Genomic DNA, 26,884 nt, shown 5'->3' on the forward strand with positions numbered 1-26,884 from the left:
CCCATTTGCCATGGCATCCGCTCCCCAAATCAAGATTCCCGCCGTCTATATGCGTGGCGGCACCAGCAAGGGCGTGTTCTTCCGCCTGCAGGACCTGCCCGCGGCGGCGCGGCAGCCCGGGCCGGCGCGCGACGCGCTGCTGCTGCGCGTGATCGGCAGCCCCGACCCCTACGCCAAGCAGATCGACGGCATGGGTGCGGCCACCTCCTCCACATCGAAGACCGTGATCCTGTCGCGCTCCACGCGGCCGGACCACGACGTCGACTACCTGTTCGGCCAGGTCTCCATCGACAGCGCCTTCGTCGACTGGTCGGGCAACTGCGGCAACCTGTCGGCGGCGGTCGGGCCGTTCGCAATTGCGCAGGGCCTGATCAACCGGGCGCGCGTACCGCAGAACGGCACGTGCACCGTGCGCATCTGGCAGGCCAACATCGGCAAGACCATCGTCGCCCACGTGCCGATCGCCCGAGGCGAGGTTCAGGAAACCGGCGACTTCGAACTCGACGGCGTGACCTTCCCCGCGGCCGAAGTGCCGCTTGAATTCATCGACCCGGCCGACGAGGGCGACGGCGAAGGCGGCAGCGCGATGTTCCCGACCGGCAAGGTGGTCGAAGAGCTCGAAGTGCCCGGCGTGGGCACTTTGCGCGCCACGCTGATCAACGCGGGCATTCCGACCATCTTCGTCAACGCAGGCGACATCGGCTACACCGGCACCGAGTTGCAGGACGCGATCAACAGCGATGCGAAGGCGCTGGCAATGTTCGAGACGATCCGCGCGCATGGCGCGGTGAAGATGGGCCTCATCAAGGACATCGGTGAAGCGGCCAAGCGCCAGCACACGCCCAAGGTGGCCTTCGTCGCAACGCCCAGGGACTACACGGCCTCCAGCGGCAAGGCGGTGAAGGCGGCGGACGTGGACCTGCTCGTGCGTGCGCTGTCGATGGGCAAGCTGCACCACGCCATGATGGGCACGGCCGCGGTCGCCATCGGCACCGCAGCGGCGATCCCCGGCACGCTGGTGAACCTTGCGACCGGCGGTGGCGAGCGCCAGGCCGTGCGCTTCGGCCACCCATCGGGCACGCTGCGCGTCGGCGCCGAGGCCCGCAAGGTCGATGGCGAATGGGTGGTGACCAAGGCCCTGATGAGCCGGAGCGCCCGCGTGTTGATGGAAGGCTGGGTGCGCGTGCCTGGCGACAGTTTCTGATCGACAAGCCGGAGTGGGACGCGCTGGAAAGGCGCTACACCTGACGCGCCAGCTCGACAAAGGCCTTCAGGTAATCGACGTCGGTGTCCGCTTCCCGCGCGCCAAGAAAGATCTGCTTGGCGATGCCGCGCGAGCCCAGCCGGACCGGGACGATTTCCATCTTCTCCGCGTACTCCTCCACCAGCCAGCGAGGCAGCGCGGCCACGCCACGGCCGCTCGCCACCATCTGCAACATGATGTCCGTTGTCTCGATCGCCTTGTGGCGCTTGGGCGTCACGCCCGCGGGCATCAGGAACATGTTGTAGATGTCCAGCCGGTCCGTCGCAACCGGGTAGGTGACGAGAACCTCTTCGGTCAGTTGCGCGGGTTTCACGTAGGGCACGTTCGCCAGGCGGTGGCCGCGCGCGACCGCGAGCACCTGTTCGTAGTCGAACACGGGCTCGTAGTGCAGGCCTGGCTTGTAGAGCGGATCGGGAGTCACCAGCAGGTCGATCTCGTAGCCGAAGAGCGCGCCGATGCCGCCGAACTGGAATTTCTGCTTCACGTCGACGTCCACGTCGGGCCATGACGCCAGGTACGGCGACACCACCTTCAGCAGCCACTGGTAGCAGGGATGGCATTCCATGCCGATGCGCAGCGACCCGCGTTCGCCCTGGGCGAACTGGCGCAGGCGTTCCTCCGCCAGCGTGAGCTGCGGCAGCACCCGGTTCGCTACCGCCAGCAGGTACTGGCCCGCCTGGGTCAGGCGAAGGCTGCGCCCTTCGCGCTGCCAGATCTCCGTTCCGAGCTGGATCTCGAGCTTGCGGATGGAATGGCTCAAGGCCGACTGCGTCAGGTGCAGCACCTCGGCAGCGGCCGTGAGCGAGCCTTGCTTGTCCACTTCCTGGACGATGGCCAGATGCGTGCGCTCCAACATGACTAATGAGCAGCATTCATGGGTACGTGAAATAAGACCATTTTACTTCAAGAGTCGTCAAACCTAGGATCCACCCTTTCTCTGACTGCCCAGACGCTCCGATACCCATGACCACCACCCATAACCTTGGCTTTCCCCGCATCGGCGCCAGGCGCGAACTGAAGTTCGCGCTCGAGTCGTACTGGAAGGGAGAGTCCTCGCGCGACGCGCTCAAGGCCCTCGGCGCCGAGCTGCGTCAACGCCACTGGCAAGACCAGGCCGGGATCGACCTGGTGCCGGTGGGCGATTTCGCGTTCTACGACCAGGTGCTGGACATGAGCTTCACGCTCGGCAACCTGCCCGAGCGCGTGCGCGGCTTTCACGGCGACACCCTGGACAACTACTTCCGCGTGGCGCGCGGCCGCTCGGCGCAGTCCGCCGAAGACCACGCGGGCTGCTGCGGCGGCGTTGCCGCAGGCGAGATGACGAAGTGGTTCGACACCAACTACCACTACATCGTCCCCGAGTTCACGTCGGCAACCGAGTTCAAGCTCGACGCATCGCGCATCCTGGAGCAGTTCGCCGAAGCCAAGGCGCAGGGCGTGAAGGCCAAGCCCGTGCTGGTCGGCCCCGTGACGTACCTGTCCATCGGAAAGGCCAAGGACGACTCAGACAAGCTCGCGCTGCTGCCGCGCCTGCTGCCGGTGTACGCGGAACTGCTCGACGCACTGGCGGCCCAGGGCGTCGAGTGGGTGCAGATCGACGAGCCTTTGCTCGTCACCGAGCTGGACGCCGACTGGCAGCACGCCTTCAACACGGCCTACCACCATCTCAAGGCCGCCAAGGTCAAGATCCTGCTCGCGACCTATTTCGGTCAGCTGCTGGAAAACAAGTACCTGGCCGCCAACCTTCCGGTGGCGGGCCTGCACGTCGACGCCATCAACGGCCGCGACGACGTGGTGCCTCTGCTGAGCATGCTGCCCGCGCACAAGGTGCTGTCGCTCGGGGTCATCAACGGCCGCAACATCTGGAAGAGCGACCTGGTCGCCATCCTCGACTGGCTCGAGCCGCTGGCGCAGCGCCTGGGCGAGCGTCTCTGGATTGCACCGTCGTGCTCGCTGCTGCACGTGCCGGTGGATCTGGCCAGCGAGCAGAAGCTCGATGCCGAGGTCAAGTGGTGGCTCGCCTACGCACTCCAGAAGCTCGAGGAGCTGAGAGTGCTGGCCGCCGCCCTGCGCCACGGCCGCGATGCCGTGAAGGATGAGCTGGCAGCCAATCAGGCCGCCATTTCCGCCCGCCGCAACTCGCCGCGCGTGAACAACCCCGGCGTCAAGGCCGCCATCGCCAGGCTGAACGCGGCCTTGGGCCAGCGCAAGAGCGTCTACGCCCAGCGCGCGCCCAAGCAAGCCGCCCTGCTGAAGCTGCCGGCCTACCCGACCACCACCATCGGCTCATTCCCGCAGACTGCGGAAATCCGCCATGCGCGCAGTGAGTTCAAGGCGGGTCGCCTCGATGCAGCAGGCTACAAGGCCGCGATGCAGGCCGAAATCGGCCGCAGCGTGAAGGAACAGGAAGTCCTGGGCCTGGACGTGCTGGTGCACGGCGAAGCCGAACGCAACGACATGGTCGAGTACTTCGGCGAGCAACTCGACGGCTACGCCTTCAGCCAGTTCGGCTGGGTGCAGTCGTACGGTTCGCGCTGCGTGAAGCCGCCGATCTTGTTCGGCGACATCAGCCGTCCGAAGGCGATGACCGTGGAGTGGATCAAGTACGCGCAGTCGCTCACGCAAAAGCCGATGAAGGGCATGCTGACCGGTCCGGTCACCATCCTGAACTGGTCTTTCGTCCGTGACGACCAGCCGCGCTCAGTGTCGTGCCACCAGCTTGCGCTGGCCATACGCGAAGAAGTGCTCGACCTGGAGAAAGCCGGCGTGCGCGTGATCCAGATCGACGAGGCGGCGCTGCGCGAAGGTCTTCCGCTGCGCAAGTCGCAGTGGCAGGAGTACCTGGACTGGGCTGTCGAGTCCTTCCGCATCACGGCCAACGGCGTGCGCGACGAGACGCAGATCCACACGCACATGTGCTACTCGGAGTTCAACGACATCATCGCGTCGATCGCCGACATGGATGCCGACGTCATCACCATCGAGACCTCGCGTTCGGACATGGAGCTGCTCGATGCCTTCGACAACTTCAAGTACCCCAACGAGATCGGCCCGGGCGTGTACGACATCCACTCGCCGAACATCCCGAGCCAGGAGCACATCGTGCAGCTGATGAAGAAGGCGGCCGAGCGCGTTCCCGCCGAACGCCTGTGGGTCAACCCCGACTGCGGCCTGAAGACGCGCCAGTGGGCTGAAGTGGTGCCGGCGCTGACCAACATGGTGGCAGCCGCCAAGACACTGCGCGCATCGGCCTGAGCTCAGCGCGGACTCCACCGGCCCCTTCTAGGGATGCCAGGTGGAGACCACCGCCGGAGTCTGCGCAGTGGGCCGGCCGGCCAGTGCGTAGGAGAGTTCGTTCGCGGCCTTCATGATCGTCTTCGCGTGGCCGAGCAGCTTTGCCTTGGGCAACCGGTCCGCGGGGCCCGAGATGCACACCGACCCCAGCAGCGCCCAGCGCAGGCCGAAGACCGGCGCCGACACGGTCGCCACGTTCTTCTCGCGCTCGCCGATGGAGAAGTGATAGCCCTTCTTGCGGATGTCTTCGTACAGCTTTCCAGGCTCGCCGGAGAACGCAAGAATCACCCGCCCCGGTGACCCTTTTTCCAGCGGCAGCATCGCGCCCATGCGCGCGTGGTGCCGGATGGGCTGCGGCCCTTCCACGCGCGCCAGGCAAGTCCTGGAATTTCCTTCGCGCACATAGAACGCCGCGCTCTCGCCCGTTGCATGCGACAGGGCAAGCAGCATCGGCTCCACGACATTGTTGGCATCGAAGCTGGCTTGGTAGCGGGCTCCGAGCCAGCCTGCCGCAGGTCCCAGTCGCCATTCGCCGTCGTCGCGCTGCACCACGTAGCCGGCAAGCGCCAGCGTGCGCAGCAGCCGCAGCGCGGTTGTCTTGTGCATGTGGCTGCGGCGGGTCAGCTCGGCCAGCGAGAGGCGCTCGTCCTGCATGCCGAAGGCATCGAGCAGCTGCAGGGCGCGGGTGACGGCGGTCACGCCGCCCGTCGCGTCCGCGTCCACTTCGCGCGGCTCTTCGATGACTTCGGTCGGCCTCTTGGCTGCCGGCAATTTGTTTCGCACAGTGGTCCATGGTCCGTTCAGTGGACCACCATTGTATGGAGCGGAACGCAAATCTAAAGTCGCTTCATGCCTCGGAGCACCACCGCTCGCAGGCACTGATTGATCGAACGATTCCGGAGACAACACAAATGCGCACCTCGAGCCCCAGCTCCATTCCTCGCCGCGCGGCCATCGGCCTCGCCCTTCTGTTTTCTTGCGGCGTGACGCTGGCTCAAGGCTATCCGGCGCGCCCCATCCGCCTCGTCGTGCCGTTCCCGCCGGGCGGCGGCACGGACATCATTGCCCGCGAGGTGGCGAACAAGGTCGCGACCTCGGAGGGCTGGACCATCGTCATCGACAACAAGCCCGGCTCCGGCGGCAACATCGGCGTCGACGCGGCAGCCAAGGCCAACCCCGACGGCTACACGCTGGTGCTGGGGCAGACCAGCAACCTCGCGATCAATCCGACGCTCTACGCCAAGCTGCCCTACGACCCGGTGAAGGACCTCGCAGCTGTGGGCCTCGTCGCCTCCGCACCGCTGGTGCTGGTGGTCTCGGCCGCGTCGCCCTACAAGAAGCTCGCGGACGTGGTCGCCGCCGCAAAGGCCAAGCCCACCGCACTCAACTACGCAAGCTCGGGCAACGGCACGGTGGCCCATCTCGCCACCGAGCAGTTCCAGAAGGCCGCGGGCGTGCAGTTCACGCATGTCCCCTACAAGGGCGCATCGCAAGGCCTGACCGACCTGGTCGGCGGCCAGATCCAGATGTACATCTCGTCCGTGCCGACCCTGATCGCGCAGATCAAGAGCGGCCAGTTGCGCGCGCTGGCCGTGACCTCGCTGCAACGCAACCGCGACTTGCCTGATGTGCCCACCATGGCCGAGTCTGGCTACAAGGATTTCGAGGCCGTCACATGGTTCGGCGTGGCGGGCCCTGCAGCCATGCCGAAGGATGCGGTCACCAAGCTCAACGCAGCTTTCAACAAGGCGCTCGCCACGCCCGAGGTGCAGAAGAAGCTCGCGGCGCAAGGCGCGGAGGTGATGTCCGGCCCGCCCGAGAAGTTCGCATCGCTGATTCGCACGGACGGTGTTCGCTGGGGCGCCGTCGTCAAGGTTTCGGGCATCAAGCTGGATTGAGCGCCCTTCTTCATCCCATCACTTCTGAAAGCACCCTCATGTCATCGCCCCTCCCCGACATCGTCCGCAACTTCGAGCGCGTGCCCGCGCACATCGTGGCGCAAGCCGCCGAATTCCAGCCTGCCATCCTGGCCGACGTGGCCGGGCGCCGCGGCGCGGTGGACGGCCGCATCAAGGCACTGCGCCCCCGCATGAAGCTGGCCGGCACCGCGATCACCGTAGAAGTTCGCCCCGGCGACAACCTGATGATCCATGCCGCCATTGCCATGGCGAAGCCCGGCGACGTGCTCGTGATCGACGGCAAGGGCGACCAGACCTCCGCGCTCATGGGCACGATCATGATGACCGCCTGCAAGCAGGTCGGCATTGCCGGCGTGGTCATCGACGGGGCCTGCCGCGACAGCAACGAGATAGACGAGATGGACTTCCCTGTCTTTTCCGTCGGCACCAACCCGAACGGGCCGACCAAGAACATCGGCGGGCGCATCGGCCATCCGGTGTCGATCGGCGGCGTCACGGTGCATCCGGGCGACTTCATCGTCGGCGACGGCGACGGCGTGGTCGTGGTGGAGCGCGAGAAGATCGAATCGCTGCTGCCTCTCGCCGCGAAGAAGGTGAAGGACGAGGCCGCGCGCATCGCCGCCATCAAGGACGGGGACACCGCCGCCAAGTGGCTCGACGCAGCGCTGCGCACGGCCGGCGTGCTGAAGGAGGGCGAGACGCTGTGACAGCCATCCTGGTGACGGGCGCCGACCTCGCGCCACAGGCACTCGACCTCCTCGAGGGATACGAAGTCATCTACGCGGGCAAGACACCGACCGAAGACGACCTCGTGGCCCTGTGCCGCGCGCATGACCCGGTGGCCATCATCGTGCGCTACGGCAAAGTGGGCCCGGCGGTCATGGACGCGGCCCCTGCGCTCAAGGTGATCTCCAAACACGGCAGCGGCACGGACACCATCGACAAGGCGGCCGCACAGGCACGCGGCATCGAGGTCGTCGCGGCCGTGGGCGCCAATGCCGCGGCGGTGGCCGAGCAGGCGCTCGCGCTGCTCCTGGCCTGCGCCAAGTCGGTGGTGGCGCTCGATGCGCGCATGCATGCCGGCCATTGGGACAAGGCAACGCACAAGAGCCTCGAGCTCGGCGGCCGCACCATCGGGCTCATCGGGCTCGGTGCCATCGGGCTTCGCTTTGCGCGCATGGCCGATGCGCTCGGCATGCGCGTGCTTGGGTTCGATCCGTACGCCAAGAATCTTCCGGCGTACGTACAAGCCGTGGACCTGACGACCACCTGGGCCGAATCGGATGCCATCTCTCTGCACTGCCCGTTGACGGACGACAACCGCGGGCTGCTCAACGCCGAGACGCTGGCACGATGCAAGCGCGGCGTGATCGTCATCAACACGGCACGCGGCGGCCTGATCGAAGAGGCCGCGCTGCTGGCGGCAGTCCGCTCGGGCCAGGTGGCCATGGCCGGGCTGGACAGCTTCGCTGTCGAGCCGATGGCGCCCGGCCATCCGTTCCAGGGCGAGAAGAACATCGTGCTGAGCCCCCACATCGGCGGCGTCACCAGCGATGCCTACGTGAACATGGGCGTGGGCGCGGCGAAGAATCTGCTGCAGGTGCTCGCCCGCCAGACGACGAGCGTCTGAGGCGCAGCCGCAAGGCGGCACCATCCGGACCAGGATAAGGAGACAAAAAAATGAACAGAGGCAAGAACGCCCGCCGGGCGGTGGCCGTGCTCGGGCTGTCGGCCACGCTGGCGGCAGTAGCAACGGCGCATGCACAGACCTGGCCGGCCAAGCCGGTGCGCATCCTCGTCGGCTTCTCCGCAGGCGGCCCCACCGACGTCGTGGCGCGCGCCTTTGCCGACCACGCATCGCGCGCACTGGGCCAGCCCTTCATCGTGGACAACAAGCCCGGCGCCAACACGATCCTGGCGGCAGAGGCAGTGGCTGCCGCGCCGGCCGACGGCTACACGCTGCTGCTGGGCGCAACGAATCACACGATGATCCCGGCGCTCTACAGCCAGCGGGTCAAGTTCGACGCCGTGCGGTCGTTCGCCCCGGTGTGCTCGCTCGCCGTGAGCCCGACGGTGCTGGTCGTAGGGCCGTCGATGCCCGTCAAGTCGTTCGGCGCGTTCCTGCAGGCGGTGAAGGCAGAGCCGGGCAAACGCACCTATGCCACGCCGGGCTCGGGCAGCTCGGGGCACTTCGCGAGCGCGCAATTCACGCGGCTGACAGGCACGTCGATGAACCACATCCCGTACAAGGGCGCGGCGCAGGCGACGACCGATCTCATGGGAGGCCAGGTCGACAGCTCTTTCGCTACGCTGGGCTCGGTGCTCACCCAGGTGCAGTCGGGCAAGCTGACGGCCCTGGCCGTGGCGGCACCGAAGCGATCGGCACTGCTGCCGGACGTGCCGACTTTCGAGGAGGTGGGCGTCAAGGGCTACACGGCCGACGCCTGGTACGGCTTGCTCGCACCCGCCAGAACGCCGCCGGAAGTCCTGGCCGTGCTGCGCCGTGCCGCCACCGAGTTTGCGCAAGCGCCGGCCACGCAGGAGAAGCTGCGTTCGCTCGGCATGGAAGCACAGAACACCTGCGCCGATGCCTTCGGCGCGCAGCTGGCGCGCGAGGTCAAGCTCTATGGCGAGCTGGCCCGAACGCTCGATCTCAAGACCGAATGAACGCACACCCCAAGGAACCCATGATGAAAGCCATCCGACGCATGCTCGCCGCGTGCCTCTTCGCTGCTGCCGCTTCCGCCCAGGCCGCCTTTCCGGACCGCCCCATCACGCTCGTCGTGCCGTATGCGCCGGGCGGCTCCGCGGACGCGCTGGCGCGCGTGCTGGCGGTGCGCATGGGCGAGAAGCTGGGCACCAGCGTGATCGTCGACAACAGGCCTGGCGCCAGCGGAACCATCGGCGCGAGCTTTGCGGCCAAGGCCGCGCCCGATGGCTACACGGTGCTCTACGACGCAACGCCCTACTCGATCAATCCGCATCTCTTTCCCCGCATGCCGTACACGGGCAATGCCCTGCAGCCACTGGCGCTCGTCTCGCTGGCGCCCAACATCGTGATCGTCCGCGCGGAGTCGCCGGTGAAGAGCATCAAGGACCTCGCGGACAAAGCGAAGGCCGAACCCGGAAAGCTCAACTTCGCATCGGGCGGAAGCGGCACCGTGCAGCGGCTTGCGGCGGAACTGCTGCGCCAGCGGCTCGGGCTCGACATGGTGCATGTCGGCTACAAGAGCGGCGGCCCCGCCATCTCCGATGTCATGGGCGGGCAGGTCGACTTCATGTTCAGCACCATCGCGGCGTCGTATCCGCTCGTGTCCTCGGGCAAGCTGCGCGCGCTGGCGGTGTCGTCGCCGCAGCGCTCCGCACGCCTGCCCGATGTGCCGACCATCGCCGAGACCGTTGCGCCCGGCTACGAGGCCTACGAGTGGAACGGCCTGCTCCTGCCGGCCGGCACGCCCGCGCCCATCGCCGACAAGCTCCACAAGGCGGTGGTCGATGTCCTGAAGAATGACGAAGTGAAGCGGCGCTTCGTGGACGTGGGCGTGCAGCCGGTCGGCTCGACGCCATCCGAGTTCGCCGACTTCCTGAAGAAGGAAGATGCGAAATGGGCGGAAGTGATCCGCAAGGGCAACATCAAGCTCGACTGAAGACAGCCATGAATCACGCCCCTGACGCGCCACCGGTTCCCCATTCGGTGGGGACGAACCGGCCCGCGACTGCACTGCCCGCCGATGCCTGCGACAGCCACATGCACATCTTCGACCCGCGCTTCGCCGCGTCGCCGCACTGGAAGCGCCACCCGCCGCGCGCCGAGGTGGCCGCCTATCGGCTTTTGCAGCAGCGGCTCGGGACCTCGCGCACGGTGGTCGTCAATCCCTCGACCTACGGCACGGACAACGCCTGCACGCTCGACGCACTCGCGCAACTGGGCGAGAGCGCGCGCGGCATCGCAGTCGTCGGCCAGGACGTGGCCGACGACGAGCTCGACCGCCTGGCGGCGCATCGCGTCTGCGGCTTGCGCGTGAACTTCGTGACGCCGCAGTCCTGGGGCGTCACCACGGCGCAGATGCTGACGACGCTGGCGCGCAAGGTGGCCCGGCTGGGTTGGCACATCCAGGTCTTCCTGCAGCCCGAACAACTGGTGGAACTCGCGCCAATATTGGCGGCACTCCCGGTGCCGCTGGTGATAGACCACGTGGCCCGCATCGACCCGGCCGACGGTGTCGGCGGCGCGGCATTTGCGGTGGCGCGCCGGCTGCTCGACGGTGGCAACACGTGGATGAAGCTGTCGGGCGTCTACATGCGATCGCGCGACGGGGCGCCCGCCTACCAGGATGCCTTCGCGCTGGGCCGTGCGCTGGTCAAGGCAGCGCCGGAACGACTGGTCTGGGGCAGCGACTGGCCTCACACCACGGAGACTCCAGGGACCGTCAACGATGCCGACCTGGCCGACGTGCTCTCTGCGTGGTGCGACGGCGCCACCGCCGTGCGCGACCGCATCCTGGTCGACAACCCGGCGAGGCTCTATGGCTTCGCGATGACCTGATCGCAGAGGAGACCGACTTGTACCTATTGCAAGCGCCCCAGGTGCTGGACCTGCAGACCTTCACCAGCATGCCCGAGTCCTTCCGCCGCCCGGAGCCCAGCGTCTGGGCCGATGCCAACCGCGGCGGCCAGGTGACCGATTCCTTTCTCGAAGGCCCTGTGTTCGACGACGACGGCAACCTCTACGTCACGGACATCCCTTTCGGCCGGATCTTCCGCATCGACACATCGGGCGAATGGACGCTGGTCGCCGAGTACGACGGCGAGCCGAACGGCATGAAGTTCGTCGACGCACACACCCTGCTCGTCACCGACTACAAGAACGGCCTGATGCGGGTGGATATTCGAACCGGTCGCGTCACGCCGCACCTTCAGCGGCGCAACACCGAGAGCTTCAAGGGCGTGAACGACCTGGTGCTCGATGCGCAGGGCAACGTCTACTTCACGGACCAGGGCCAGAGCGGGTTGCACGACCCTTCGGGCCGCCTGTATCGCCTGAGGCCCGACGGGCAGCTCGACCTGCTGCTGTCCAACGTGCCCAGCCCGAATGGCGTGGCCCTCTCGCCGGACGGCAAGGTGCTCTATCTCGCGGTGACGCGCGGCAACTGCGTCTGGCGCGTGCCGTTGCTGGCCGACGGGAGCGTTGCCAAGGTGAGCCAGTTCTTCACGTCCTACGGGCCCAGCGGCCCCGACGGGCTTGCGGTCGACACGCAGGGTCGGGTGCTGGTGGCCAATCCCGGCCTGGGCTATGTCTGGGTGCTCAACACGCGCGCCGAACCCGTCATGGTGCTGCGCGGGCCCACCGGCGCCTCGACGACGAACATCGCCTTCGGTGGCCCTGGCAGGTCGACCTTGTTCGTCACCGACTCCACGCACGGCAACGTGCTGAAGCTGGCGCTCGACGCTCCTGGCGTGGAACTTCATCGCTGGTCGTCCTAGCCCCAAGCCCTTCCTGCAGGCTCGCAAGCGTCGATGGGCCGGTCTTTTTCGATTTGTTTCAAAAAAGGCCTTTACCTCCCGAAGGAAACTTTTCCCGGTCTTTTGCACACCTACCACGCATTGTTTGCAAAACCCAACACCGAGGAACACTCCATGCGTCTCACGACGAAGGGCGGCTTCGCCTTGACGGCCATGATCGATGTCGCCATGCGCGAACGGGATGGCCCCGTACCGTTGGCCTCGATCAGCCGACGACAGCACATTGCCCGCTCGTCGCTCGAACTGCTGTTCAGCAAGCTGCGCCAGCATGCGCTGATCAAGGCAACGCGTGGACCGGGCGGCGGCTACACGCTGACGCGCAGGGCGTCCGAAATCACCGTGGCGGACATCCTCGCTTCGGTCGATGGCCAGCCACTGGCCGACACCGAAGCCTCGCCGAACAAGGAAGACGCCGGCGGCAGCAGCAAGGGCTGCTACTCGACCGATGCGCTGTGGGCCTCCGCCAAGCACCATGTCATGGAATTCCTGGGCTCCGTCACGCTGCAGAGCCTGGTCGAAGACCAGCTGGCCAAGGGCGTGCGCGTCGAGCACGAGCCCCCGAAGAAGAAAGAAGCCCTACCGAGCCCCGCAGCCCTGCCGATGCGCGTGAACGCGCCGAACTCGGTGTTCGCGTGGAACGGCGTGTTCGCCAAGCGCTGAAGACAAAGCAGGCTTTACATGGCTGACTGACCTGAAACGCAAGGCGCATTACGGGTTTTGAAAACTCGTACGGCAAGGGATCGATGCCTCCGGAAAACGCCGGAGGCCCTTGCCGGAGATCGCCTTGGTTTCTCTTTCTGCACGCCCACGCGCGGCCTGTGTCCGCCTGTCCGACATCGCTTTCACGCTGCTTGCCATCCTTGCGATCGGTGCGCTGGTCCCCGCCTGCGGAGGCGACAGGGGCAGCAGCAATAGCCACAGCAGCAGTGCCCCGACCCGTCCGGCGGCGTCCGCGAAAGCGCCCGACGACGCTCCCCGCGACTGCACCGTCACCCTGGAGGGCGACTCGATCCTCTATGGCGCCTACAACAACAACCAGCGCTTCGACGAGCCGCCCGCGGCGATGCTCAAGCGCATGCGGCCGGCCTACACGGTGCTCGACAACAGCGTGGCGGGGTCGACGGCCGCCCAGCGCGCGGCCGCCTTCTCCAGCACGCCGCTGACCACGCATTTCGTGGTGCTGCAACACGGCATCAACGACGGGCAGTTCGGCCAGCCCTACGAGCCGGCGCTGCGCCGCATGGTGGCGCACGTGCAGGCCCAGGGGCGCACGCCGGTCGTCACCGGCCTCAGCCGCCAGACGCACCCCGCCCCGGGCAGGGACGCGGCCGACAACATCGCCAGGCGCGTGGCCGGCGAGACCGGCGCGCTGTTTGCCGACTGGGGTGCCGTGTCCTTCAAGCCCGCCGAGATGGCGGACGTGCTGCACCCAGCCCCGGCCTACAGCGAGCGGCTGGTCGGGCGCATCGTGGCCTTGCTCGACCAGGCTGCGCCCGAGTGCAGGTACTGACACCCGCAACTTTTTTCGATACGCCATTACGGGTTTTGGTGGCTCCATTCGGCAAGGAAGTGCATTCACCTGAGACCGAAAGAGGAGCCGCCTCGCCATGCTTCAGAGCACTTTCCGCACGCCACCGTCATCGCCCGAATCTTCCACGTTGCCCCGCCAGGAGGCTGCCCGATGAGCGCAAGCAGCCTTTGCGTCGTCGCGACCGCCTTCTTCGCGCTCGGCGTCGTCTGGTTCACGGGCAAGGCGCTCGGTGTGCGCGCCGCGGGCACGCCGCCGGCCCACATCGGCGCCCGGCCGGAGCCTGTCGCCACGCGCGAGCGCATCGACCTGCGACAGCCGCTGCGCGCGCTCGCCGTCACCCACGGGGCAACGCTGGCGCAACGCGGCATCGGGCTCGACCTGCGCCTGCCGGAAGACCCGCTGCCGGTGGCCGTGATCGCGGGCGACCTGCCCCAGCTCATGGCGCATATCGCCGACGCGGCGGCTGCCACCCTGCCGCAGGGCACGACGCTGCATGTGCTGGCGCGCGCCGAAGGGCACCAGGCGGTGATCAGCTGGCGCGAGGCCACTATTGACAGCGACACCGACGCACCCCGCCTCTCGCACGCCTTCGAAACCAGCGCCAGCCGCGCGGCCACGCCCCGCATCCATGCCTGCCGGGCCATCGTGGCGCGGCATGGCGCGCGCATCTATACCGCGCCCTCTCCTCTTGGCGACGGCTGTCTCACGCTGCGGTTTCCGCTGTACGGCGACCGCGCGGTGCGTGCCCCGAAGGGGCTGCTGTGATGGCCACCCCGTGGCTCTTCGTGCCGCCACCCACCCGCGCACGAACACGGGCGCGAGCCACCGTCGGCGCCTCAGGCTCCCTGCGCTCCTGGCTGGCCAGCGCGGGCTGCCTCGGCGCGGCGGCGGGCGGCCTTGCGCTGTCGATCGGCCTCGGGCGCTGCGAGGCTGGCAGCACCAGCGCCGCCAGCCTGTCCACGCTCGCGCCGATCATGCAGACCCGGGGCCATCCCCCGGCGGGATGCAGCCGCGGCAGTAAAGCTTTCACAAATGCCAACCCAGTGAGATAGATTCATGCCTGCAACGCTCGCTGCGTTCCCGAACGACTTCTCTTTCCCTTCCATGCCGGACCGTCCTCCCACGCGCAGTGTGGAAACCCTCTACGGCGACCACCACGGCTGGCTGCTCGGATGGCTGCGCCGCAAGCTCGGCCACGCGGGCGACGCCGCCGACCTCGCGCAGGACACATTCGTGCGCGTGCTGGGCCGTCCGGGCGATGTCGAAGAGGTGCGCGAGCCGCGTGCCTGGCTCACCACCATCGCGCACGGCCTCGTGGTCGACCACGTGCGCCGCCGCACGCTGGAGCGCGCCTGCATGGAAGCCATCGCGGCCCTGCCGGAGCCTCAAGCGCCCTCGCCCGAGACGCAACTGCTGCTGGTCGAGGCACTGGTGCGCATCGACACCATGCTCGACGGTCTCCCGCCCAAGGCGCGCAGCGCCTTCCTGCTCTCGCGGCTCGACGGCCTGGGCTATGCCGAGATCGCGCAGCGCCTGAACGTGAGCCTGAGCTCGGTCGAGAAATACATGGCAACTGCCATCCGCCACTGCCTGGCGCTGCGATGAAACCTGCATTCCCCTCTTCTTCTCCTTCGTCCGGCGACGGCGGCAACGCCTCCGACCTGCTCGAACAGGCCATCGCCTGGGTCGTGCGGCTGGGCTCCGGCAGCGCGGACGAAACAATGCACAGCGCCTGCGACGCATGGCGCGCCGCGCACCCCGCGCACGAACAGGCCTGGCAGCAGGTGCAGGCCGTGGAAGACGCCTTCCGCCAGGTGCCGCGAATCGGCGGCAGTATGAGCGGCGGTATGAGCAGCGACATGGGCGACGCAGGCGGCGCGCTGGCCCACGGCGCGTTGCAGGCCGCGGCCCTGATGCGCGCGCAACAGCAGCGGCAGCAGCAAAGCCGGCGCCGCGCACTCGGCGTGCTGGGCCTGGCTGTCACGGGCGGCGTTGTCGGCCTGTTCGTCTGGCGCGAAACGCCCTGGGAGCAACGCACGAACTACGCCACCGCCGTGGGCGAGCGCCAGCGCGTGACGCTGGCCGACGGCACCGAGCTGAACATCAACACCGGCTCCGAGGTGCAGGTGATCTTCTCGCCGCGCCAGCGGCGCATCGTGCTGAATCGCGGCGAGCTCTTCGTGCGCACCGGCGCCGACAGCGGCGCGCTGCTGGGCCACCGCGCCTTCTGGGTCGAGACGCCGCATGCACGCTTCGAGGCACTCGGCACGCGCTTCGGCGTGCGCGAACAGGACGACCAGACGCGGCTGTCGCTCACCGAAGGCCGCGTGGCCATCCATACCGAAGGTGCGCCGCCGGTGGTCGCGCAGGCCGGCGACGGCTACATCGTGCGCGGCGGCGCTGCACAGCCCCAGCGCATCGTCGACCGCAGCTTCGAGCCCGACGCCTGGACCGACGGCGCGCTGGTGGCCCGGCAGATGCGCCTGGACGCCTTTGTCGCCGAACTGGCGCGCTACCACGGCACTCCGCTGCTGTGCGATGCGGACGTGGCCTCGCTGCGCGTGTCGGGCGTGTTCCAGCTCAATGGCCCCGACCCGGTCGGCCGCGCGCTCGAAGCGCTGGTTCGCACACTGCCTGTACGGCTCGAACATGGCACAGGAGGCACATTGACTGTTGCGCGACGTTGAGACGGCTTAATCCGGACCGCCCTCCCGGGTTCTGGCGGTTCCGGCCGGCAAGGCCCACCCTGCTTCCCGCGCTGCTGCTGGGCGTCGCGGCGGGATGGGCTGCGCCCGCAGGATCCGCACGTGCACAGGCGGAGGCCTCCGCACGCGCCGGTTTCGATGTTCCGGCCGGCGCGCTCGAAGACGCGCTCAGCACCTTCGCGCGCCAGGCCGGCATCACGCTGTCTTTCGATCCGGCGCTGGTGCGCGGCAAGAACGCGGCCGCGCTGCAGGGCAGCCGCACGGTGCCCGAAGGCCTGGCCGAGCTGCTGTCGCCCCACCAGCTGGAGGCCGTGCCCGGCAGCAGCGGCGCCTATGCGGTGCGCCCGGCCGTGGCCACGGCGGCAGCCCCGGGCACCGGCAGCACCCTGCCCACGCTCACCGTCACCGCACAGGGCGAGCGCGCTGACGGCCAGGTGCAGGGCTACGTGGCGCAGCGCAGCGCCGCCGCCACACGCACCGACACGTCGCTGCTCGAAACGCCGCGCGCCGTCACCGTCGTCACGCGCGCGCAGATGGACGACCAGGCCGTGCACACCGTCGAGCAGTCGCTGCGCTATTCCGCCGGCGTGCTCACCGAGGTCAGCGGCTACGACCCGCGCTTCGCGTCGCTCACGGTGCGCGGCTTCACGCCCGCCGAATATCTCGACGGCTTCAAGCTCCCCACCACCAGCCTCGTCACGCGGTGGCTGGTCGAGCCGCAGGTGCTGGAGCGCGTCGAGCTGCTGAAAGGACCGGGCGCGGTCTACGACCCGTCGGCGCCGGGCGGGGCCATCAACATGGTGTCGAAGCGCCCTTCGGCGGAGGCGGTGCGCGAGGTGAGCCTTTCGGTGGGCAACCGCAACCGCTACCAGGGAAGCTTCGACCTCGGCGGCGCGATGAACGCCGACGGCAGCCTGCTCTTCAGGCTCAACGGCGTGCTGCGCAACAGCAACGGCCAGACCGACTTCTCGCGCGACGACCGCAACTTCATTGCCCCGTCGCTGACGTGGGCGCCATCGCCGCGCACCAAGGTCACGCTGATGGCCGAGGCCACGCGCGACCGCATGACGCCCAAGAGCATCTGGCCCGAAGGCGCCCTCATCTCGCCCAACCCCAACGGCAGCATTCCGCGCGAGCGCTTCATCGGCGAGCCCGGCTTCGACCGCTACAACCGCGATGCGTTCTCGCTCACCTACCTGCTGGAGCACCAGCTGAACGACAACTGGACGCTGCGGCAGAACGCGCGCCACGCGACGCTCGACATCGACTACCGGCAGATCTACGGCACCGGCTTCGAGAGCGACCTGCGCACACTCGACCGCTCGGTGGTGCGGATGAAGGACAAGAGCCGCACCACCACGCTCGACACCCAGCTCGAGGGGCGCTTTCGCACCGGGCCGGTGGAGCACACGCTGCTGATGGGGCTGGAGTACCAGCGCCAGAGCAGCACCACGCAGACCAGCGTCGATCCGGCCTCCTCCATCGATGCCTTCGCACCGGTCTATGGCGCGCCCGTGCCCGAGCCCGCGTTCTCCGTTCAGTCGACCAACGGCATCACGCAGCGCGGGCTCCATGTGCAGGACCAGATGCGCGCGGGGCCGTGGTCCCTCGGGCTGGCCGTGCGGCAGGACCGGGCGCACAACAGCGCCAGCCCGGGGCCGCAGGCGGCAGCGTCATCCATCGGCCTCGACACCAATACCAAGACCACCTACAACGCGGGCCTGCTCTACCTTGCGCCGAACGGCCTGGCGCCCTACTTCAGCTACTCGACCTCGTTCACCCCGCTGCTGGGCACCATCGCCGGCGGCGACCTCCTGAAGCCCGAGCTCGGCCGGCAGTTCGAGGTGGGCCTGAAGTACCGCCCGCCGAACGTGGACGCACTGTTCACCGTGTCGGTCTTCGACCTGAAAAAGAACAACTCGCCCACGTTCACCCCGTACGTGCTCAACCCGGTTTCGCAGATCGGCGAGGTGCGCACGCGCGGCCCGGAGTTCGAGGCGCGTGCCTCGCTGACCCGCCAACTCAAGCTGGTGGCCAGCTACACCCTGCTCGACGCAAAGATCACCCGCAGCCTGAACCCCGAAGAAGTGGGCAAGCAGCCGCTCAACACAGCGCGCCAGACCGCCGCGCTGTGGCTCGACTACCGCTTCGGCAGCCCCGAGCTGCAGGGCTGGAGCGTGGGCGGCGGCGTGCGCCGCGTCGGCAAGGTGCCGGCCAGCGTGGACAACAGCAGCTACAACCCGGCCTACACGCTGGTCGATGCGGCCATCCGCTACGAACGCGGCCCCTACAGCTTTGCGCTGAACGCCACCAACCTCTTCGACAAGAGCTACGTCGCGGGCTACGGCCAGTACTTCGGCCAGGGGCGCACGGTGCAGGCGAAGCTCACCTACCGCTGGTAGCCATGACGACAGTGGCTCGTCAGCGCAGCGTTGCGTGCGGATGCAGCGGATGCGCCAGCGTGTCCGCAATCAACCGCAGCGCCTGATCGCACTGCTCGCGCGACATCGGCCCGCCCAGGCAGATGCGCACCGCATCGGGCGGATCGCCATCGGTGGAAAAGGCCGCGCTCGCCACCACGCCCACGTTCTGCGTGCGCAGGTACGACGCGAACTCCACCGGGCTCCAGCCCGGCGTGAGCGGCAGCCACGCATGAAAGCCCTCGGGGTGCGCCTGCAGGCCGCTGTCGCCCAGGTAGCGCGTGGCCAGCACCTGTCGCGCCACCGACTCCGCGCGCACCGCCTGAAGCATCTCTTCGGCCGTGCCGTCTTCCACCCACAGCGTGGTCAGCGCATTGGTGATCGGCGACGCCATCACCGTGGTGGCGCGCATCGCGCCCGCCAGCCGCTGCGACTGCACCACGGTCGGCGAGCACACGTACGCGCTGCGCAGCCCCGCGCCGAAGCATTTGGAGAAACCGCTCACGTAGTACGTGAGCCCCGGCGCCAGCGTGGCCAGTGACGCGGGCGTCTGGCGCGGCAGCATGCCGTAGGCGTCGTCCTCGATGATCGGCACCGCATAGCGCAGCGCCACGTCGGCCAGCGCCTCGCGCCGTGCGCGCGACACGGTGGCCGCCGTGGGGTTCAGCAGCGTGGGGTTGCAGTACAGCGCCTTGGGCTTGAGCGTCTTGCAGGCGTGCTCGAAGGCATCGGCGATGGGACCGTCGTCGTCCATCTGCAGCGCGTGCAGCTGCACGCCGAGCTGCGCGGCGATGGCCTTCACGCCCGGGTAGGTGAGCGTTTCCACGCAGATCAGCTCGCCCGGCCGCGCGAGCTGCGAGAACAGCGCGGTCAGCACGCCGTGGATGCCGGGACACACCAGGATGCGGTCGACGCTCGCATCGGGCACGAAGGGCCGCAGCCAGTGCATTGCGGCGGCGCGGTCATGCGCGGTGCCGCCGAAGTCCTGGTAGCGCAGCAGGTCGTGGAAGTCGACCTGCGCGAAGGCGCGGCTGGCGCTGTCGTGCAGCCGCGCCATCAGGTGCTCGTCGTCGGGCTCGGGCGGCATGTTCATCGTCATCTCGGCGCCGCTGCCGCCGCGCAGCCGCAGGCTCGGGCTGCCAGAGCGGATGAAGGTGCCGGTGCCGGCGCGCGAGTCGATCAGCCCGCGCTTGCGCGCCTCGGCGTAACCGCGCGCCACCGTCGTGTAGTTCAGCTCCAGGTCGGCGGCCAGCTCGCGCAGCGTGGGCAGGCGGTCGCGCACGCCGAGCCGGCCGGTCTTGATGTCGTCGGCGATCAGGTCAGCCAGCAGCAGGTAGGCCGGCCGGGCGGTGTTGCGCAGCTGCTTGCGCCAGTGGGCGGTGATCGTGGTCATCGGTGATGGTCCGGCGAAGTTGATTGCATTCATTGATTGCATCTGGCCACCGATCAACATGCAGGATCCGCGCCCGCGCCAGAGGGGATGAATGCTTCGATCAGGTGCGATCAACCCCATTGATCGGGTGCATTGATCGCATGGCATGTGCGTCGTCGCGGTGCAGAACAGGCCACGCGGGCCCACCCCGAGGCGGCGTTTTCGGGTACCGGAAAAATTTTTGCGTGCACGCAGCCCGCACTGCTGCACGTTGATCGCGCATTGATCGCATGAACCCGGCAAACCGCTGGCACATCGCCTGCGAAGGAAAAGGCACGCAACACCTGCGTACCCATCACCCAACCGGAGTACCTCATGCCCAAAGTCACCCGCCCCCGCAACGAAAAAGGCGAGTTCCTCGTCGACTACGAAGAGAAGGTGTTCGAAGACGTCAAGGCCGAACCCGGCCAGAAGGCGCTCGTCACCTTCCACACCGTGGCCTTCGAGGGTTCGATCGGCTTCGTGAACCTGCTGCAGGCCACGCGGCTGCGTCGCAAGGGCTTCGAGACTTCCGTCCTGCTGTACGGCCCCGGCGTGACGCTGGGCGTGCAGCGCGGCTTTCCCACGCTGGGCGACGAAGCCTTTCCGGGCCACCAGAACTTCAACAAGCAGCTCGCCAAGTTCATGGAAGAGGGCGGCAAGGTGTATGCCTGCCGCTTCGCGCTTCAGGCGCTGTACGGCCATGGCGAAGGCGCGCTGATCGAGGGCATCACGCCGATCAACCCGCTCGACGTGCTCGACCTCGTGCTGCTGCACAAGAAGGCGAACGCCGTGGTCATCGACACCTGGACGCTGTAAGGCGGCACGAGCGATGGCTTTCACCTCCCGCATCGTGCGCGCAGCGGCGATCCAGATCGCGCCCGACTTCGAGCGGCCCGACGGCACGCTCGACCGGGTGTGCAGCGCCATCGACGAGGCCGCATCGAAGGGCGCGCAGATCGCGGTCTTCCCCGAGACCTTCGTGCCCTACTACCCCTACTTCAGCTTCGTGCTGCCGCCGGTGCTGCAGGGCGCGCCGCACCTGCAGCTGGTGGAGCGCGCGGTGGTCGTGCCCGGCCCCGTCACGCAGGCGGTGGCCGAGCGGGCCCGTGCGCGCGGCATGGTGGTGGTGCTCGGCGTGAACGAGCGCGACCACGGCAGCCTCTACAACACGCAGCTGGTGTTCGACGCCGACGGCACTCTGGTGCTGAAGCGCCGCAAGATCACGCCCACTTATCACGAGCGCATGGTCTGGGGCATGGGCGACGGCGCCGGCCTCAAGGTGGTCGACACGGCCGTGGGCCGCGTCGGCGCACTGGCCTGCTGGGAGCACTACAACCCGCTCGCACGCTACGCGCTGATGGCGCAGCACGAGCAGATCCACTGCGCGCAGTTTCCCGGTTCGCTGGTCGGCCCGATCTTCGCGGAGCAGATGGAAGTGACCATCCGCCACCACGCGCTGGAGTCAGGCTGCTTCGTGGTCAACGCCACCGGCTGGCTCACCGACGAGCAGATCCGCAGCGTGACGCCCGACGCCAACCTGCAGAAGGCGCTGCGCGGCGGCTGCCACACGGCCATCGTCTCGCCCGAGGGCAAGCACCTCGCACCGCCGCTCACCGAGGGCGAAGGCATGGTGGTTGCCGACCTCGACATGGCGCTGATCGCCAAGCGCAAGCGAATGATGGATTCGGTCGGCCACTACGCGCGGCCCGAACTGCTGTCGCTCGCCATCAACGACCGGCCGGCGCAGACCACCGTGCCCATGCACCTCACGCAACCTTTTGCCCAACGGAGCCCCGACCATGACGACAACACCCACGACGATGCAGCCGCAGGACAGCCGGCAGCTGATGACCGAGCTCCAGTCCTTCGGGTTGCGGCTGGTTGACCCTTCGGCCGGCGTCTCGAGCCGCCGCGGCGGCGCGGGCCCTTCGGACCACAAGGCCGTGACGGTCGACGGCCACACGATCATGGTGCCGGTCCACACCTCCACCGCCTGGCACTCGCCCTTCACCGCCGAGGCGCCCGACGCCACCGGCATGAGCCGCGTGATGCGCGGCAGCATTCCCATTGCGAGCGTCAGCTTTCCGAAGCAGCCGCGCTTCTACGCGATGCAGACCTTCGACGGCGTGCCCTACTCGCACATCGCCACGCTGCACGGCAGCGACGTGCTCGCCACCACCGTGCTGCAGACCTGCATCCGCTACGAAAGCCGCAAAAAAAGCTGCAAGTTCTGCGCGATCGGCCAGTCGCTCGCGGCCGGCCGCACCATCGCGCGCAAGACGCCCGAGCAGCTTGCCGAGGTGGCGCGCGCCGCCGTGCTGCTCGACGGCGTGAAGCACATGGTGATGACCACCGGCACGCCCAACGCCACCGACCGCGGCGCGGCCGTGCTGTGCGAGAGCGCCTTCGCCATCAAGGCCGCGGTCGACATTCCCATCCAGGGCCAGTGCGAGCCGCCTGACGACGACCAGTGGTTCCACCGCATGAAGGCCGCTGGCATCGACACGCTGGGCATGCACCTCGAAGTGGTCACGCCCGAGGTGCGCGAACGCATCATGCCGGGCAAGGCCAGCGTGCCCGTCTCACGCTACATGAGCGCCTTCGAAGCCGCCGTGGGCGTGTTCGGACGCGGGCAGGTCAGCACCTACATCCTGGCCGGGCTGGGCGACACGCGCGAGGCCATTCTCGACACCTGCGACCAGTTGCTGGCGCGCGGCGTGTACCCCTTCGTCGTGCCCTTCGTGCCGATCAGCGGCACGCCGCTCGAAGACCATCCCGCACCCTCGCCCGAGTTCATGAAGTCGCTGCTCGCGCCGCTGGGTGAGCGCGTGGTGGCGGCGGGCCTGCGCTCGGCCGACATCAAGGCCGGCTGCGGCAAATGCGGCGCGTGCTCGTCGCTCTCCGTCTACGAAAGCTGAGCATGCTGTGCATCGACGACCTCTGCGAGATGCGCGAACGGATGGGCGACCACTACGCGCCCGTCGAATACCTGGTGCGCGAAGCCGCCCAGCGGTGGGAGCGCGACGAGGCCATGGCGCTGCGCCGCGCGGTGTTCTGCATCGAGCAGGGCATCTTCGTGCGCGACGACCGCGATGCCATCGACGACCATGCGCGCTTGCTGGTGGCCATGTCGTGCAACGGCGGCATGCCCGAGCAGGTGGTGGGCACTGTGCGAATCCATCGCGGTGAAGCCGAAGGCGAATGGCGGGGCTCGCGGCTGGCCGTGCACCCCGCGTTCCGCAGCCAGGGGCACCTGGGTGCGACATTGATACGGCTGGCGGTGTCGCGCGCCAACGCGCTGGGTTGCGAGACCTTTCTCGCGCAGGTGCAGATGCAGAACGTGCCGCTGTTCAACAAGCTCGGCTGGACGGTGCTCGAAGAAACGAGCATGCACGGCCGCCCGCATGCGCGCATGCAGGCCGACCTCGGCCGCTATCCGCCATGCCATGACCCCGTGAGCGGCTTCGTCACGCGCGCCAAGGTGCTGGCATGACGACGAAGGTCCACGAGATTGCAGAGGCCTTGCGCGCCACGCGCGGCTTCGCCCACAAGCGCGACATCAGCGACGTGGTGTCGGCGCTGGGCCGCTCGCTGCCCGGCGGCCATGCCGCGCTCGCGCAGGCCGTGCCCATCGGCGACGACTGCGCGGCCATCCCCGACGGCCATGGCGGCTACCTGCTGTTCGCCATCGAAGGGCTGGTGGAAGACTTCATCGTGCGCATGCCGTGGTTCGCGGGCTACTGCGGCGTGATGGTCAACGTGAGCGACATCTACGCCATGGGCGGACGCCCCACCGCTGTAGTCGATGCGCTTTGGAGCAGCGGCATGAGCCCCGCCGACGACGTGCTGCGCGGCATGGCCGAGGCCGCCGTGCGCTACGGCGTGCCCATCGTGGGCGGGCACAGCAACAACCGCAGCGAGCGGCCGCAGTTGGCAGTCGCCATCCTCGGCCACGCGCGCCGGCTGCTGACCAGCTTCGACGCGAAGCCGGGCGACCTGCTCGTGATGACCGCCGACCTGCGCGGCGCCTACGAAGAGCCCTTTCCGTACTGGAACGCCTCGACCCGCGCGCCCGCCGCGCGGCTGCGTGCAGACCTGGAGCTGCTGCCGGCCATCGCCGAAGACGGCCTGTGCGGCGCCGCCAAGGACATCAGCATGGCCGGTGCAGTGGGCACGGCCATGATGCTGCTCGAGTGCTCTGGCGTTGGCGCGCGCATCGATCTCGACGCGCTGCCAAGGCCCGATAGCGTGCCGCTGCTGCGCTGGCTGTCGACGTTTCCGAGCTACGGCTTCGTGCTCAGCGTGGCACCCGCGCAGGTGGCCTCGGTGATGGCGCGCTTTGCCGCGCGCGACATCGCCTGCGGCGTGATCGGCGAGGTCGATGCCACCCGGCAGGTACGGCTGCGCGCCGAAGGCGAAGAAGCGCTGCTGTGGGACTTCGGCAGCGACGCCTTCATCCAGCCGCACTCCGCCCTGCTGGAGCCCTCCGCATGCCTGTGATGCACTTCCGCGTGCGCTGGCCCGATGCCAGCGAAACCCGCTGCTACTCGCCTTCCAGCGTGGTGCGCGACTACCTTGCGCCCGGCGAGCGCTACGCCCTGGCCGACTTCATGCGGCGCACGCGCGAGGCATTGGGCATGGCCTCGGAGCGGGTTCGCGCGAAGTACGGCTTCGCCTGCTCGCAGGCCATGGACCAGCTCGCCGAGATCGAACACATCGCCGCGCGCTTCAGCGAAACCGCAGAGGCCCAGGTCACCGTCGTCGCCTTCGACTGACCGTCCCCATATCCAGAGAGAGAAAGAAACCCATGTCACACCCTTACGGCGGACGCAGCCACTACAGCGTCGTCATCGTCGGCGGCGGCCAGGCCGGCCTGTCGCTGAGCCATTGCCTGCAGCAGCGCGGCATCGACCACCTCGTGATCGAGAAGCGCAGCCTCGTGCACACATGGCGCACGCAGCGCTGGGATTCGTTCTGCCTCGTCACGCCCAACTGGCAGTGCCAGCTGCCGGGCTGGGGCTACATCGGCAGCGATCCGCACGGCTTCATGGTCAAGGACCAGATCAACGAATGGCTCGCGGGCTTCGTCGAGCACGTGAAGGCGCCAGCCATCGAAGGCGTGACTGTCGAACGCGTATCGCGTGACGGCGAACGCGAGCGCTTCAGCGTACAGACCGACGCCGGCCTCTACACCGCCGACCAGGTGGTGGTGGCCTCCGGCGGCTATCACCGCCCCATCGTGCCGCGCCTGGCCGAAAAGCTGCCTGCAAGCGTGGCGCAGTTCCACTCGGCGCAGTACCGCAACCCGGCGCAGCTGCCCGAGGGCGCGGTGCTGGTGGTGGGCTGCGGCCAGTCGGGCGCGCAGATCGCCGAAGACCTGCACCTGGCCGGCCGCAAAGTGCACCTGGCCACCGGCAACGCGCCGCGCTGCGCGCGCTTCTACCGTGGCCGCGAGGTGGTCGACTGGCTTGCCGACATGAAGTACTACGACATGCCGGTCACCGAGCATCCGCTGCGCGAAGGCGTGCGCGACAACACCAACCACTACGTGACCGGCCGCGACGGCGGGCGCGACATCGACCTGCGGCGCTTTGCGCTCGAAGGCATGGAGCTGTATGGCCTGCTGAGCGGCTTCGACAACGGCGCCTTCGAGCTGCAGCCCAACCTGCGCGACAACCTCGACCAGGCCGACGGCACCTACAACCGCATCAACGCATCGATCGACAAGCACATCGCCGCGCAGGGCATCGAGGCGCCGCCGCCTTCGGTCTACACGCCGGTGTGGGAGCCACGGGAAGAACGCACGCGGCTCGACCTTGCTGCTGCGGGCATCACCAGCGTGGTCTGGTGCATCGGCTTCTCGCCGGATTTCGCATGGGTCGATGCGCCGGTGTTCAACGGGCGCGGCGCACCGGTGCACCTGCGCGGCGTGACGAACGAACCGGGGCTGTACTTTCTCGGGCTGCCCTGGCTCCACACCTGGGGTTCGGGGCGCTTCTCGGGCGTGGCTCGCGACGCGGAATTCCTGTCGGAAGCCATTGCGCAGAGAAAAGAGGGATTGCGCGGCAGTACCGGTACCCCGGCGCCCGAATTGCGCGCAGCCTAGGCCTGCTGCGCCTCGGTCAGCGCCTGCGCAGCCACCACCGCCTCTGTGCGGTTGCGCACATTGAGCGCGCGAAAGATGGCTGCCAGGTGGATCTTCACGGTGCCTTCGCTGATGCCCAGGCTGCGCCCGATCAGCTTGTTGGGCTTGCCCTGCGACAGCAGCTGCAGCACCTCGACCTGGCGCTCGGTGAGCACGTTGCGCAGGTGCTCCAGCGTCTGGGTGCCGCCATTGCCGCCGCCTGCGCCGCGCGTCAGCGCCTCGGCAGCCGCCTGCGGCGCCACGCCGGCCACGATGCCCGGCGGCAGCGCCGTCAGCATCATCGGCGGCACATACACGCCGCCGGCCAGCACCAGCCGCACGGCTGAGAGCATGACCTCGGGTGAGTAAGCCTTGGGTATGAAGCCCAGCACGCCGCGCTCGAGCGCGCTGCGCATGATGGCCGGGTCTTCGTAGCCCGACAGCACGATCACCGGCACGGCCGGATGGCGGCGGCGGATTTCGTCGATGTGGGCCTGGCCGTCGGCGCCTGGCATGTTGAGGTCGATCAGGGCCAGGTCGAGGTCGTCGGTGGCTCCGGCAAGCAATTCGTCGACGCTCATCGTCAGAACGAATTCGATGCCAGGCTCCAGCTCCGACAACTTGGCTTTGACCGCCTCGATGACGAGCCGGTGGTCGTCGGCGATCAGGATTTTCATGATGTCTTTCCCC

General features: G+C 68.1%; 26 protein-coding genes. 22 read left to right on the forward strand and 4 right to left on the reverse strand.

Annotated features, from left to right (window positions below; all coding sequences use genetic code 11):
• Positions 1-10 precede the first annotated feature (10 nt).
• Entirely contained in the window at positions 11-1,204 is a 1,194-nt protein-coding gene (gene prpF, locus BLW48_RS12090; RefSeq protein ID WP_093174988.1) for a 2-methylaconitate cis-trans isomerase PrpF, read from the forward strand.
• A gap of 34 nt (positions 1,205-1,238) precedes the next feature.
• Here prpF and BLW48_RS12095 read toward each other — a convergent pair whose 3' ends face one another.
• Positions 1,239-2,120, reverse strand: coding sequence for a LysR family transcriptional regulator (locus BLW48_RS12095; RefSeq protein ID WP_093058789.1), 882 nt, complete (start codon positions 2,118-2,120; stop codon positions 1,239-1,241).
• Between the two features lie 107 nt (positions 2,121-2,227).
• Here BLW48_RS12095 and metE point away from each other — a divergent pair, with 107 nt between their 5' ends.
• Positions 2,228-4,519 (forward strand): 5-methyltetrahydropteroyltriglutamate--homocysteine S-methyltransferase, encoded by a 2,292-nt coding sequence (metE, locus tag BLW48_RS12100; protein WP_093174991.1) that lies wholly within the window; start codon positions 2,228-2,230, stop codon positions 4,517-4,519.
• Positions 4,520-4,546: 27 nt separating this feature from the next.
• Here the strand turns inward: metE and BLW48_RS12105 are convergent, their stop codons facing one another.
• Positions 4,547-5,299 (reverse strand): IclR family transcriptional regulator, encoded by a 753-nt coding sequence (locus BLW48_RS12105; RefSeq protein WP_093175636.1) that lies wholly within the window; start codon positions 5,297-5,299, stop codon positions 4,547-4,549.
• 170 nt (positions 5,300-5,469) lie between these two features.
• Between BLW48_RS12105 and BLW48_RS12110 the strand changes: the two genes are divergently transcribed.
• The 13 genes from BLW48_RS12110 to BLW48_RS12170 all read left to right on the forward strand — a co-directional run bounded on the left by BLW48_RS12110 (position 5,470) and on the right by BLW48_RS12170 (position 18,638).
• Positions 5,470-6,456, forward strand: a complete 987-nt coding sequence (locus BLW48_RS12110) for a Bug family tripartite tricarboxylate transporter substrate binding protein (protein ID WP_093174993.1) — start codon at positions 5,470-5,472, stop codon at positions 6,454-6,456.
• A 38-nt stretch (positions 6,457-6,494) separates the two neighbouring features.
• Positions 6,495-7,184, forward strand: a complete 690-nt coding sequence (locus BLW48_RS12115) for an RraA family protein (RefSeq protein WP_093058786.1) — start codon at positions 6,495-6,497, stop codon at positions 7,182-7,184.
• Positions 7,181-8,107, forward strand: a complete 927-nt coding sequence (locus tag BLW48_RS12120) for an NAD(P)-dependent oxidoreductase (RefSeq protein WP_093174995.1) — start codon at positions 7,181-7,183, stop codon at positions 8,105-8,107. The genes BLW48_RS12115 and BLW48_RS12120 overlap by 4 nt, the downstream gene beginning before the upstream one ends.
• Positions 8,108-8,157: 50 nt before the next feature.
• On the forward strand, positions 8,158-9,144 hold the full coding sequence (locus tag BLW48_RS12125) for a Bug family tripartite tricarboxylate transporter substrate binding protein (protein ID WP_093174998.1): 987 nt from the start codon (positions 8,158-8,160) through the stop codon (positions 9,142-9,144).
• 23 nt (positions 9,145-9,167) lie between these two features.
• A complete protein-coding gene (locus BLW48_RS12130; RefSeq protein WP_093175639.1) occupies positions 9,168-10,124 on the forward strand; it encodes a tripartite tricarboxylate transporter substrate binding protein in 957 nt (318 codons plus the stop codon).
• 8 nt (positions 10,125-10,132) lie between these two features.
• Positions 10,133-11,023 (forward strand): amidohydrolase family protein, encoded by an 891-nt coding sequence (locus tag BLW48_RS12135; RefSeq protein ID WP_093175000.1) that lies wholly within the window; start codon positions 10,133-10,135, stop codon positions 11,021-11,023.
• Positions 11,024-11,040: 17 nt separating this feature from the next.
• The gene (locus BLW48_RS12140) at positions 11,041-11,961 is read left to right on the forward strand and encodes an SMP-30/gluconolactonase/LRE family protein (RefSeq protein ID WP_093175003.1); all 921 of its coding nucleotides are present in this window, start codon (positions 11,041-11,043) and stop codon (positions 11,959-11,961) included.
• Positions 11,962-12,114: 153 nt separating this feature from the next.
• The gene (locus BLW48_RS12145) at positions 12,115-12,660 is read left to right on the forward strand and encodes an Rrf2 family transcriptional regulator (RefSeq protein WP_093175641.1); all 546 of its coding nucleotides are present in this window, start codon (positions 12,115-12,117) and stop codon (positions 12,658-12,660) included.
• 124 nt (positions 12,661-12,784) lie between these two features.
• Positions 12,785-13,510, forward strand: a complete 726-nt coding sequence (locus BLW48_RS12150; protein ID WP_177142326.1) for an SGNH/GDSL hydrolase family protein — start codon at positions 12,785-12,787, stop codon at positions 13,508-13,510.
• A 171-nt stretch (positions 13,511-13,681) separates the two neighbouring features.
• Positions 13,682-14,296, forward strand: coding sequence for a sensor histidine kinase (locus BLW48_RS12155; protein ID WP_093058779.1), 615 nt, complete (start codon positions 13,682-13,684; stop codon positions 14,294-14,296).
• Between the two features lie 339 nt (positions 14,297-14,635).
• Entirely contained in the window at positions 14,636-15,136 is a 501-nt protein-coding gene (locus BLW48_RS12160) for a sigma-70 family RNA polymerase sigma factor (RefSeq protein WP_093058818.1), read from the forward strand.
• Positions 15,133-16,218, forward strand: a complete 1,086-nt coding sequence (locus BLW48_RS12165) for a FecR family protein (RefSeq protein WP_093175008.1) — start codon at positions 15,133-15,135, stop codon at positions 16,216-16,218. The genes BLW48_RS12160 and BLW48_RS12165 overlap by 4 nt, the downstream gene beginning before the upstream one ends.
• On the forward strand, positions 16,215-18,638 hold the full coding sequence (locus BLW48_RS12170) for a TonB-dependent siderophore receptor (protein ID WP_093175010.1): 2,424 nt from the start codon (positions 16,215-16,217) through the stop codon (positions 18,636-18,638). Before BLW48_RS12165 ends, BLW48_RS12170 begins: the two co-directional genes overlap by 4 nt.
• 19 nt (positions 18,639-18,657) lie before the next feature.
• Here the strand turns inward: BLW48_RS12170 and BLW48_RS12175 are convergent, their stop codons facing one another.
• Positions 18,658-20,049: an aminotransferase-like domain-containing protein gene (locus BLW48_RS12175; protein WP_093058776.1), complete on the reverse strand. Its 1,392-nt coding sequence runs from the start codon at positions 20,047-20,049 to the stop codon at positions 18,658-18,660.
• Between the two features lie 354 nt (positions 20,050-20,403).
• Between BLW48_RS12175 and BLW48_RS12180 the strand changes: the two genes are divergently transcribed.
• Genes BLW48_RS12180 through BLW48_RS12210 form a run of 7 tightly spaced genes read left to right on the forward strand, consistent with a single transcriptional unit; the run spans position 20,404 to position 26,176 of the window.
• The gene (locus tag BLW48_RS12180; RefSeq protein WP_093058775.1) at positions 20,404-20,886 is read left to right on the forward strand and encodes an MSMEG_0572/Sll0783 family nitrogen starvation response protein; all 483 of its coding nucleotides are present in this window, start codon (positions 20,404-20,406) and stop codon (positions 20,884-20,886) included.
• Positions 20,887-20,899: 13 nt separating this feature from the next.
• The gene (locus BLW48_RS12185) at positions 20,900-21,955 is read left to right on the forward strand and encodes a Nit6803 family nitrilase (protein ID WP_093175013.1); all 1,056 of its coding nucleotides are present in this window, start codon (positions 20,900-20,902) and stop codon (positions 21,953-21,955) included.
• Positions 21,918-22,988 carry an MSMEG_0568 family radical SAM protein gene (locus tag BLW48_RS12190; RefSeq protein WP_093175644.1) on the forward strand — a complete coding sequence of 357 codons (1,071 nt, stop codon included), beginning with the start codon at positions 21,918-21,920 and terminating at the stop codon, positions 22,986-22,988. Before BLW48_RS12185 ends, BLW48_RS12190 begins: the two co-directional genes overlap by 38 nt.
• A gap of 2 nt (positions 22,989-22,990) precedes the next feature.
• Positions 22,991-23,563 carry an MSMEG_0567/Sll0786 family nitrogen starvation N-acetyltransferase gene (locus BLW48_RS12195; protein WP_093175015.1) on the forward strand — a complete coding sequence of 191 codons (573 nt, stop codon included), beginning with the start codon at positions 22,991-22,993 and terminating at the stop codon, positions 23,561-23,563.
• A complete protein-coding gene (locus tag BLW48_RS12200) occupies positions 23,560-24,570 on the forward strand; it encodes a sll0787 family AIR synthase-like protein (protein ID WP_093175018.1) in 1,011 nt (336 codons plus the stop codon). Before BLW48_RS12195 ends, BLW48_RS12200 begins: the two co-directional genes overlap by 4 nt.
• Positions 24,561-24,845 (forward strand): MSMEG_0570 family nitrogen starvation response protein, encoded by a 285-nt coding sequence (locus tag BLW48_RS12205; RefSeq protein WP_093058771.1) that lies wholly within the window; start codon positions 24,561-24,563, stop codon positions 24,843-24,845. The genes BLW48_RS12200 and BLW48_RS12205 overlap by 10 nt, the downstream gene beginning before the upstream one ends.
• Positions 24,846-24,877: 32 nt before the next feature.
• Positions 24,878-26,176, forward strand: a complete 1,299-nt coding sequence (locus tag BLW48_RS12210; protein ID WP_093175021.1) for an MSMEG_0569 family flavin-dependent oxidoreductase — start codon at positions 24,878-24,880, stop codon at positions 26,174-26,176.
• Here BLW48_RS12210 and BLW48_RS12215 read toward each other — a convergent pair.
• On the reverse strand, positions 26,173-26,871 hold the full coding sequence (locus BLW48_RS12215; RefSeq protein ID WP_093175023.1) for a response regulator transcription factor: 699 nt from the start codon (positions 26,869-26,871) through the stop codon (positions 26,173-26,175). The two genes, BLW48_RS12210 and BLW48_RS12215, sit on opposite strands and share 4 nt — an antisense overlap.
• Positions 26,872-26,884 lie beyond the last annotated feature (13 nt).

Origin of the sequence: Variovorax sp. YR266, from assembly GCF_900107295.1 — a bacterium.
Taxonomy (GTDB): Bacteria; Pseudomonadota; Gammaproteobacteria; order Burkholderiales; family Burkholderiaceae_C; genus Variovorax.